The sequence below is a fragment of the Aldersonia kunmingensis genome (assembly GCF_001646865.1).
GTDB classification, from domain to species: domain Bacteria; phylum Actinomycetota; class Actinomycetes; order Mycobacteriales; family Mycobacteriaceae; genus Aldersonia; species Aldersonia kunmingensis.
Window position 1 is genome coordinate 21040 of the sequence record NZ_LRRB01000158.1, and the last position, 8307, is coordinate 29346.

Here is an 8307-nt window from a genome sequence, read left to right on the forward strand (position 1 = left end):
ACTGCCTACAGCGTGTACATGATCGGCGCCGCCGCGCCCTGAGTGTTCGTCGGGTCAGGGCCCGGTCCCGGCGTGCCACGACGAACCTCCGGTAGCGAGCGCGCGCTGTCCGCGAGCGGCGGAACCTCGCGCCACGCCGGATGCGCGTCCTCGAGCTCGAGCCCGAGCTGAATCAGATCGGCATCGCCCCATGCCAGCCCACCAAGCTGAACGCCGACCGGCATACCGGTCGTTTTGGAGCGCCCCACCGGAATCGAAATCGTCGGCACGCCCGCATAGTTGGCCCACCGCGCGTCGATCCCGGAATCGACGAACGCGCTCATGCCGAACATCGCATCGCGTCGCACACCGTCGACCTTCAGGCCCGGCATAACGATCGCGTCGAGCTTCGAATCGGCGAACATCCGGTTGTAGTCGGCCTGGTAGCGCTTCTTCTCCTGCAGGTTCGTGAAATAGTCCCCGGCAGGCACGGCCATCGCGGCGTTGGCTTGCATCACCGTCGGCACCAGATCTGGCCGGTAGTCGCCGATCCGGTCTGCGAATTGCCGGTGGTAGGCACCCATTTCGGCCAGATCGCCGGTTAGTGACTGCGGTAGCGCCGGCATACGCACGTCGCGAACTTCGGCACCGAGGTCACGGGCGAGGGAGAGGAACTCCTCGAACAACCGCAACACTTCGGGAGCGGCATTGCTGCGCGCCGTCTTCGGCACGCCGATGACCCGGCCGCTCAGCGGACGGTCGCCACCGCGGGCAACGAGCGGGAAGCCACCGTCGGGCGCAGGCACCGCACCCACGCCGCCGGACATGGACGTCAGCATGAGGGACGCGTCGCCGAGCGACCTCGCCATCGTCCCGGCAGTGTCCAGTGTCCACATGCAGGGAATGACTCCCAGCAGCGGAATCCGGCCATAGGTTGGCTTGATCGAGGAGATCCCGCACGCCGCCGCCGGACTGCGCAGCGATCCCCCGGTGTCGGTACCTACTGCCAGTGGGACGAACCGAGCCGCGAGCGCTGCCCCGTTGCCGCCGGACGAGCCACCCGCCGAATACTCGGGGCCCCAAGGGTTTCCGACCTGCGGGGTGCCTGCAGACAACGCGAATTCGTCGCATTCGGTATGGCCCATGAGGACGGCACCGGCGTCGCTCAACGTTCGCCAGATATCCGAATCGCCCGCGGCGATATTGCCGGCGAGGACTTTGCTCGATGCGGTCAGCGGGAGTCCCGCCACCGCGAAGAGATCCTTGAGCGCGATCGGCATGCCACAGAGCAAAGGTGCCGGATTGCCGTCACGCCGGCCGGTGCTCAGTCGCGCCGCGGCCGCGTCCGCCGCTGCGTAGGCGAGCTCGGGATACACCCGGATCCATGAGTTCAGAACTGCATCATGCGCGCGAGTCCGGGCGTAAAGGCTGTCCAGTAGTTCGCGCGGATGCAATTTGCCCGCCTGAAGGAGGCTGGCCGCCTCCATAGCGCTCAGCAGGGCGGGATCGGTCGCGGAGATGGCTCCCGGGGCGGGCAACCTGTTGGACGGGGCTGCGGACGCGACCCGGCCGGATAGCAGCGCGGCGCCGGCGACACCGACGGCCGCAGCGCCGAATAGCTTTCGGCGAGAAATGTCCGGAATCATCGCTTGACCTTCAGGTAGACGTAAGGCCGGGGCGTGTGGCGCACTACATCCGCAGGTGCCACACGCCCCGGCTTCCGCTACCTCTTCGCTCAGCGGGCGTATTCGTTACGCAGCGACGGCTTGACCACCTTGCCGCTCGCGTTGCGCGGCAGCTCGTCGACGATCACGAGATCCTTCGGGTGCTTGTAGCGCGCGAGGTTCTCGTTGAGGAACTCCTCGATCTCGGCGATGGTCAGGTTGTCGACGCCCTCGAGCGCGATCACGGCGACCGGGACCTCGCCCCACTTCGCGTCCGGGCGGCCGATGACCGCGGCCTCGCGGATGCTCGGGTGCGCGAAGAGCACGTTCTCCACTTCGGCGCAGTAGATGTTCTCGCCGCCGGAGATGATCATGTCCTTCTTGCGGTCGACGACGAAGATGAAACCTTCCTCGTCGCGCATGACCAGGTCACCGGAGTGGAACCAGCCACCCGCGAACGCCTCGGCCGTGGCCTCGGGCTTGTTCCAGTAGCCGGACATCATGGTCGGGCCGCGGTACACGATCTCGCCGATCTCGCCGGGCTTGACGTCGTTCATCTCATCGTCGACGACCCGGGTCTGGATGGTCGGGATGGGTTTGCCCACCGAGCCGAGCTTGCGCAGCGCGTCCTTGCCCTCCAGCACGCAGGTGATCGGCGACATCTCGGTCTGACCGAACACCGCGACATTCTGCGCCTCGGGGAAGGTGTCGGACATCGCCTGCAGCACGGTGTCCGATGCGGGGGCGGCGCCCCAGCTGATCACGCGGAGCTTCAGGTCGCGCTCCTTGACCGACGGATCGGCGCACACAACCTGCCACTGCGCCGGTACGAGGAATGCCGTGGTGGCGCCCTCGTTCTCCCACGCGTCGAGCAGCTCGGTGGGGTTGAAGGCACCGAGCGGGTGGATGACGGTCTTGCCGCCGACGAGGATGACCGGCGCGATGCTGCCGAGGCCGGCGATGTGGAACATCGGTGAGGCGCAGAACGCGACGTCGTCGGGCCGGTTGTCCAGCGCCCGCAGGCACGTCAGCGCCTGCGAGTTCATGTTGCTGTAGGACAGCACGGCACCCTTCGGGCTACCGGTGGTGCCCGAGGTGTACATGATCAGCGATGGGGTGTCTTCCGGAATATCCAGCGCGACATGGGATTCGCCCCCTTCCGCGATGACGTCCTCGTAGCCGAGCACATCACCCTCGGTCTGGCCGTCGACCACGATGCAGTGCTCGAGGCCCGGGGTGGCGTTGCGAACGGCCGCCACCAGCGGGGCGAGCACGCTGTCGGTGATCACCACGCTCGCACCGCTGTCGGAGACGATGTAGCCCATCTCCGGTGGGGTGAGACGGAAGTTCACCGGCACCGCGATCGCGCCGAGCGCGTTGATGCCCAGCACCGCCTCGATGTACTCGGTGTGGTTGAGCATGACGATCAGCACGCGATCGCCGAAGCCGATGCCACGGCGCGCCAGCGCGTCTGCGAGCGCCTCCGCGCGGTCGTGCAGCTGCTTCCAGGTGGTGTCCTTGCCGAGGTAGCGGAAAGCCGTGCTGTCCGGCTGCATTTCGGCGTGCACCTCGACCTGGGTGTTCCAGGTATTACGGCGCGAACGGAGTGGTTGATCGAGACGAGCGGACGCAGTCACCGGCTCTCCTTGCAGGGGTTCGTCGTTGAGTGAGAAGACATCGGTGCGAATTACTTGCCGAAGACCGGCTTGCGCTTGGTCAGCATCGCGGTGACGCCCTCCATGAAGTCGGCCGAGGTCAAAAGCTCGATCTGGCCGTCCTTCTCGCGCTCGAGCGCACCGTCGAGTGCCGCCAGCGTGGCCGCGTTCACGGCGCGCTTCGTGAGCTCCTGCGCACGGCGCGGGCCCTCCGACAGCTTGAGCGCAGCAGCCTCGACCTTGGCGTCGAGTTCGTCGGCCGGGACCACTGCGGTGATCAGGCCGGCGGCCTTGGCCGCCTCCGCCGGCAGGCGGTCACCCAGCAGCGCCATTTCGGCGGCCAGCGCGCGACCGGCGGCCGCACCAACGAGGGCGCTCGCGCCACCGTCCGGCATGAGGCCGATGTTGATGAACGCCAGCAGCAGGTACGCGTCCTCGGTGGCGTAGGTGATGTCGGCGGCGATCGCCAGCGACGCGCCGATGCCGGCGGCAGCACCGTTGACCCGGGCGATGACCGGAACCGGAGCCTCCACGATCGAGCGCACGAGGCGGTTCGCGCCGTCCATCGTCATTTCGGGAGTAACACCCGCGGCGGCAGCCTCACCGGTCGCGGCTAGATCGGCACCGGTACAGAACGCCTTGTTGCCACCGCCGGTGAGCACGATGACCCGCACCGAGGTGTCCTGACCGGCGGCGATGATGGTGTCACCGAGCGCGATCATGGCGTTGTAGTCGATCGCGTTCATGCGCGACGGCTTGTCGATCGTGATGCGGAGGATGCCGCCGTCCTGTTCGGTAACGAACCCGGAAGCGGTCACAGTTGCCTCAGTCATAATCTTTCAGTTCCTCACTGCCGCAGGCTCAACGACGGACTCGAGCAGCCGGCCACGGATGAGCTCCTCGGCCTCGGAGACCATGCGCTCGACGAGCTCGGCACAGGTCGGGATGTCGTGGATCAGGCCCTGGCACAGACCAACCGACCAGATGCCGGCTTCGGTGTCGCCCTCTTCGTAGACCTTGCGGCCACGCTGACCGGAGACGAGGTCCTTGATGGCCGCGAAATCGCCGCCCTGGTTCAGGATCTCGACGACCTCGCGGCTCACGCCGTTGGACGCGACGCGGGCGGTGTTGCGCAGCGTGCGGAAGATGAGCTCGGTGTCGAGCTCGCTGTTCGCGACGATCTGCTCCTTGACCTTCTGGTCGATGCTCGACTCCTGGGTGCACAGGAAGCGGGTGCCCATGTTGACGCCGTCCGCGCCGAGCGCCATCGCGGCGACGAGGCCCTTGGCGTCGGCGATACCGCCGGAGGCGATCATCGGGATGTCGAGCACACGTGCGGCGGCGGGGATCAGCACCAGGCCGGGGATGTCATCCTCACCGGGGTGGCCGGCGCACTCGAAGCCGTCAATGCTGACGCCGTCGACGCCCACCTGCTGAGCCTTGAGCGCGTGGCGGACGCTGGTGCACTTGTGCAGCACCTTGACGCCCGCGTCCTTGAAATGCGGCAGGTGCGTGGCCGGGTTGCCGCCCGCGATCTCGACGATCTTCACGCCACCGTCGATGATCGCCTGCCGGTACTCCTCGTACGGGGGCGGCGTGATGGACGGCAGGATCGTCAGGTTGACGCCGAACGGCTTATCAGTGAGCTCCCGGGTTCGCGCGATCTCCTTGCGCAGGTCATCGGGGGTCGGCTGGGTCAGCGCGGTGATGAAGCCAAGTGCACCGGCGTTCGCGACCGCGGCGACGAGTTCGGCCCGGCCGACCCACATCATTCCGCCCTGCACGATGGGGTGTTCAATGCCGAACACCTCCGTGAACCGGGTACGCAACATAAGGCCCTACTTTCGAATGTGGTGACCGCCCGCGGTTACCGCGGAGCTTTCCAATTTCGCGAATTGTGGTTAACTTATTGAGTCGTTGGCTGGCTGTCAACAAGCTTCGGCGCGTCGCTCGGCCCTTCACGGGTAACCAACGAGGACGTGAGTAAGCGCAGGTAGACCGGAGGGGAGGTGGCCATGGCCGACCGCACGGAGAACAACACAGCGTCCGAGACGGCGCCGCGCCGCCGCCCGCGTAACCGCAAGGCGCAAATCGCAGTCGCGGCCGCCCGCGCGTTCAGTGAGCGCGGCTATCACCCGGTTGGGGTCGACGAAATCGCCGCTGAACTCGGCATCTCGGGTCCGGCCATCTATCGGCACTTCCCGAACAAGTACGCCCTGCTCGTCGCCGCCGCCGACGCCGAGGCAGGCGCGCTTCAGGCCGCAGTGGACGAGGTCACCGACGAATCGCTCGCTCCGGCCGAGCAGTTGGACGTGGTGATCTCCTCGCTTGCCAAGGCCACCATCGAGCACCGGCGCGCGGGCGGGCTGTACCGCTGGGAGCGCCGCTACCTCGAGGCAGCCGACCGCGCACGCATCCGCGAGACGCTCGATCAGGTCGGCCGCAGCATCGCCGAACCGCTGTCGAAGCTGCGACCCACGACCCCGCTCGGCGATATCGCCATGCACGCCGCCGCCGCGCTCAGCGTGATCGGCAGCATCACTGCCCACCGCACGACACTTGCAGCCGACCAGCTCGAGCCACTGCTAGAGCAGATGGCCGACTCGGTCCTCGGCGCTACGCTGCCTCCGCTGCCCGATACCGCCGCACCCGAACGGTCCGGCGAACGCGGCCGATCCGTCTCGGCCCGACGTGAACGGGTGCTAAACGAAGCGATCAAGATCTTCGCCCTGCGCGGCTACCACGAAGCGAGCATCGAAGAGATCGCCTCGGCGGCGTCGATCAACGCCTCGAGCGTCTACCGCTACTTCCCGTCCAAGGCCGACCTGCTCGCGGCGGGCTTCTACCGCGCCGCGGACCGGGTCACCGCCGCACTGTCGGACGCGCTCGCCGAATCGGTAGATACGGTCGACGCGCTGCGGCGCATTTCGCAGAAGTATCTCCAGCTCGCCTTCTCGGGACCGGAGTTGCTGTTCGTGTACTTCGCCGAGTTCGGCAATCTGCCCGCCGCCGAGCAGAGCAACCTGCGCGCGATCCAGCGACAGAACATCGAAGAGTGGGTGCACCTACTCACCGAGGTTGCGCCCGGCACTGTCGCGGCTCGGTTCCGCGTCCACGCCGCGCTCGGCCTCGTCCTCGACCTCGGCCGGCTGATCCGGTTCGACCCGCGCCCGGAGGCTCTGGCGCGGGTGCACACCCTGATGTTGCAAGTCCTGCTCGGCGACGCCGAGATTCCGCTCTCCGATTAACCACATCCCCCACGCCGTCCACCAAGGAGCGCGCATGACCGAGGCACCCGCCGCCACTCGTCCCGCCGAGGCCACACCCACCACCCTGACGTCACTCAATCCGGCCACCGGCGAACTCGTCGCGGAATTCCCGATCGACGACGCCGCGGCCGTGGCCGTCGCCGTCGAGAGGGCGCGCGGTGCGCTCGCGACCTGGCGCGACCTCGGCTTCGATGGCCGTCGCAAGGCCCTGCTGCGCTGGGCTTCGCAGCTGATCAACAACTCCGATGAGCTCAGTGCGCTCGTGCACAAGGAGAACGGCAAGCCGCTCGAGGACGCGTTCCTCGAGCTGATGCTGACCCTCGAGCACATCGACTGGGCCGCGAAGAACGCCAAGAAGGTGCTGTCGCCGCAGAAGGTGAAGCCGGGCTCATTCATGGCCAATCACGAGGCCGTCATCGAGCGGCGCGCTTACGGCGTGGTCGGTGTCATCGGTCCGTGGAACTACCCGCTCTACACGCCGAACGGCTCGATCGCCTACGCGCTTGCCGCCGGCAACACCGTCGTGTTCAAGCCGAGCGAGTACACCGTCGCGATCGGCCGCTACTACGCCGAGGCGTTCAAGAAGGCCAACCCACAGCTGCCCGCGGGCATCCTCGAGGTCCTGGTCGGCTACGGCGAGACCGGCGCGGCGCTGGTGAAGTCGAACATCGACAAGATCGCGTTCACCGGCTCGACCCCGACCGGCAAGCAGATCATGGCGGCTGCCGCCGAGCGGATGACGCCGATCGTGCTCGAGTGCGGCGGTAAGGACGCGGCCATCGTCGCCGCGGACGCGAACATCGAAGCGGCAGCGGAGGCCATCGCCTGGTCGGCGATGGCGAACAGCGGCCAGACCTGCGTCGGCACCGAGCGCGTGTACGTCGAGGAGCCGGTGTACGACAAGTTCCTCACCGCACTGCGGGCAAAGCTCGTCGGTGTCGCGCCGGGTGGACACGATTCGGCGTCCTACGGCCCGATGACGATGCCGTCGCAGGTCGACGTCGTGAAGCGCCACATCGACGACGCGCTCGCCCGCGGCGGTCGCGCGCTCGTCGGCGGTCCCGAGTCGGTGCGCGCGCCGTTCGTCGACCCGGTCGTGCTCGTCGATACCCCGGAGGACTCGCTCGCGGTCACCGAGGAGACCTTCGGTCCGACCGTCACCGTGCGCGCGGTGAAGAGCATCGACGAGGCCGTCGAACTCGCGAACGCCACCGAGTTCGGGCTCGCTTCGACGGTGTTCTCCAAGTCTCATGGCATGGAGATCGCCCGTCGCCTGCGCGCCGGAGCGACCTCGGTCAACGCCGCACTGTCGTTCGCCGCGATCTCTGCGCTGCCGTTCGGCGGTGTCGGGGCGTCGGGCTTCGGCCGTATCCACGGCGCCGACGGCCTGCGCGAGTTCGCCTACCCGCACGCCATCGCGCGCCAGCGGTTCACCATTCCGGGCATGGCGCTGCTGTCGTTCTCCCGCAGCTCGTCAACGGTCGGTGTGATCAAGAAGGTCATCACGTTCCGGCACGGCCGGCACAGCTGACCACATAGCGGACAAGGCGGCCGCGGGGATTCGGGCGAATCGAAAGGCTCGCTCGTACCCCGCGGCCGAATGCGTTGTGGGGGCGTTTCGATAACGGCGGTAACATCACCGCACCCGCCCGAACCTATGGGCGGAAGGTCTCGCGATGGAGTCCCTACCCGCACATGTGGAAGGCCCCTCGGCCGGGTTGGCCGAGGGACCTTCGTCCG

6 protein-coding genes are annotated in these 8307 nt (G+C 67.4%); 2 read left to right on the forward strand and 4 right to left on the reverse strand.

The genetic code is table 11. From position 1 onward, the window contains the following. Positions 1-5: 5 nt before the first annotated feature. From A8G08_RS11750 to A8G08_RS11765, 4 genes are all read right to left on the reverse strand, one after another. On the reverse strand, positions 6-1625 hold the full coding sequence (locus A8G08_RS11750; RefSeq protein WP_068273937.1) for an amidase: 1620 nt from the start codon (positions 1623-1625) through the stop codon (positions 6-8). Positions 1626-1714: 89 nt separating this feature from the next. Then, complete coding sequence (gene fadD5 / locus A8G08_RS11755; RefSeq protein WP_068273939.1) at positions 1715-3280, reverse strand: fatty-acid--CoA ligase FadD5; 1566 nt, start codon at positions 3278-3280, stop codon at positions 1715-1717. Between the two features lie 50 nt (positions 3281-3330). After that, complete coding sequence (locus tag A8G08_RS11760; RefSeq protein ID WP_068273941.1) at positions 3331-4131, reverse strand: enoyl-CoA hydratase; 801 nt, start codon at positions 4129-4131, stop codon at positions 3331-3333. A gap of 6 nt (positions 4132-4137) precedes the next feature. After that, complete coding sequence (locus A8G08_RS11765) at positions 4138-5130, reverse strand: NAD(P)H-dependent flavin oxidoreductase (RefSeq protein ID WP_068273943.1); 993 nt, start codon at positions 5128-5130, stop codon at positions 4138-4140. A 183-nt stretch (positions 5131-5313) separates the two neighbouring features. Between A8G08_RS11765 and A8G08_RS11770 the strand changes: the two genes are divergently transcribed. Beyond that, positions 5314-6546 (forward strand): TetR/AcrR family transcriptional regulator, encoded by a 1233-nt coding sequence (locus A8G08_RS11770; protein WP_068273956.1) that lies wholly within the window; start codon positions 5314-5316, stop codon positions 6544-6546. A 34-nt stretch (positions 6547-6580) separates the two neighbouring features. Beyond that, the gene (locus A8G08_RS11775; protein ID WP_068273958.1) at positions 6581-8098 is read left to right on the forward strand and encodes an aldehyde dehydrogenase family protein; all 1518 of its coding nucleotides are present in this window, start codon (positions 6581-6583) and stop codon (positions 8096-8098) included. Positions 8099-8307: the final 209 nt, after the last annotated feature.

Coding starts and splice junctions, on each gene's coding strand:
- A8G08_RS11750 (WP_068273937.1), bottom strand. CDS start 1,625: ATGATTCCGGACATTTCTCGCCGAAAGCTATTCGGCGCTGCGGCCGTC.
- A8G08_RS11760 (WP_068273941.1), bottom strand. CDS start 4,131: ATGACTGAGGCAACTGTGACCGCTTCCGGGTTCGTTACCGAACAGGAC.
- A8G08_RS11765 (WP_068273943.1), bottom strand. CDS start 5,130: ATGTTGCGTACCCGGTTCACGGAGGTGTTCGGCATTGAACACCCCATC.
- A8G08_RS11770 (WP_068273956.1), top strand. CDS start 5,314: ATGGCCGACCGCACGGAGAACAACACAGCGTCCGAGACGGCGCCGCGC.
- A8G08_RS11775 (WP_068273958.1), top strand. CDS start 6,581: ATGACCGAGGCACCCGCCGCCACTCGTCCCGCCGAGGCCACACCCACC.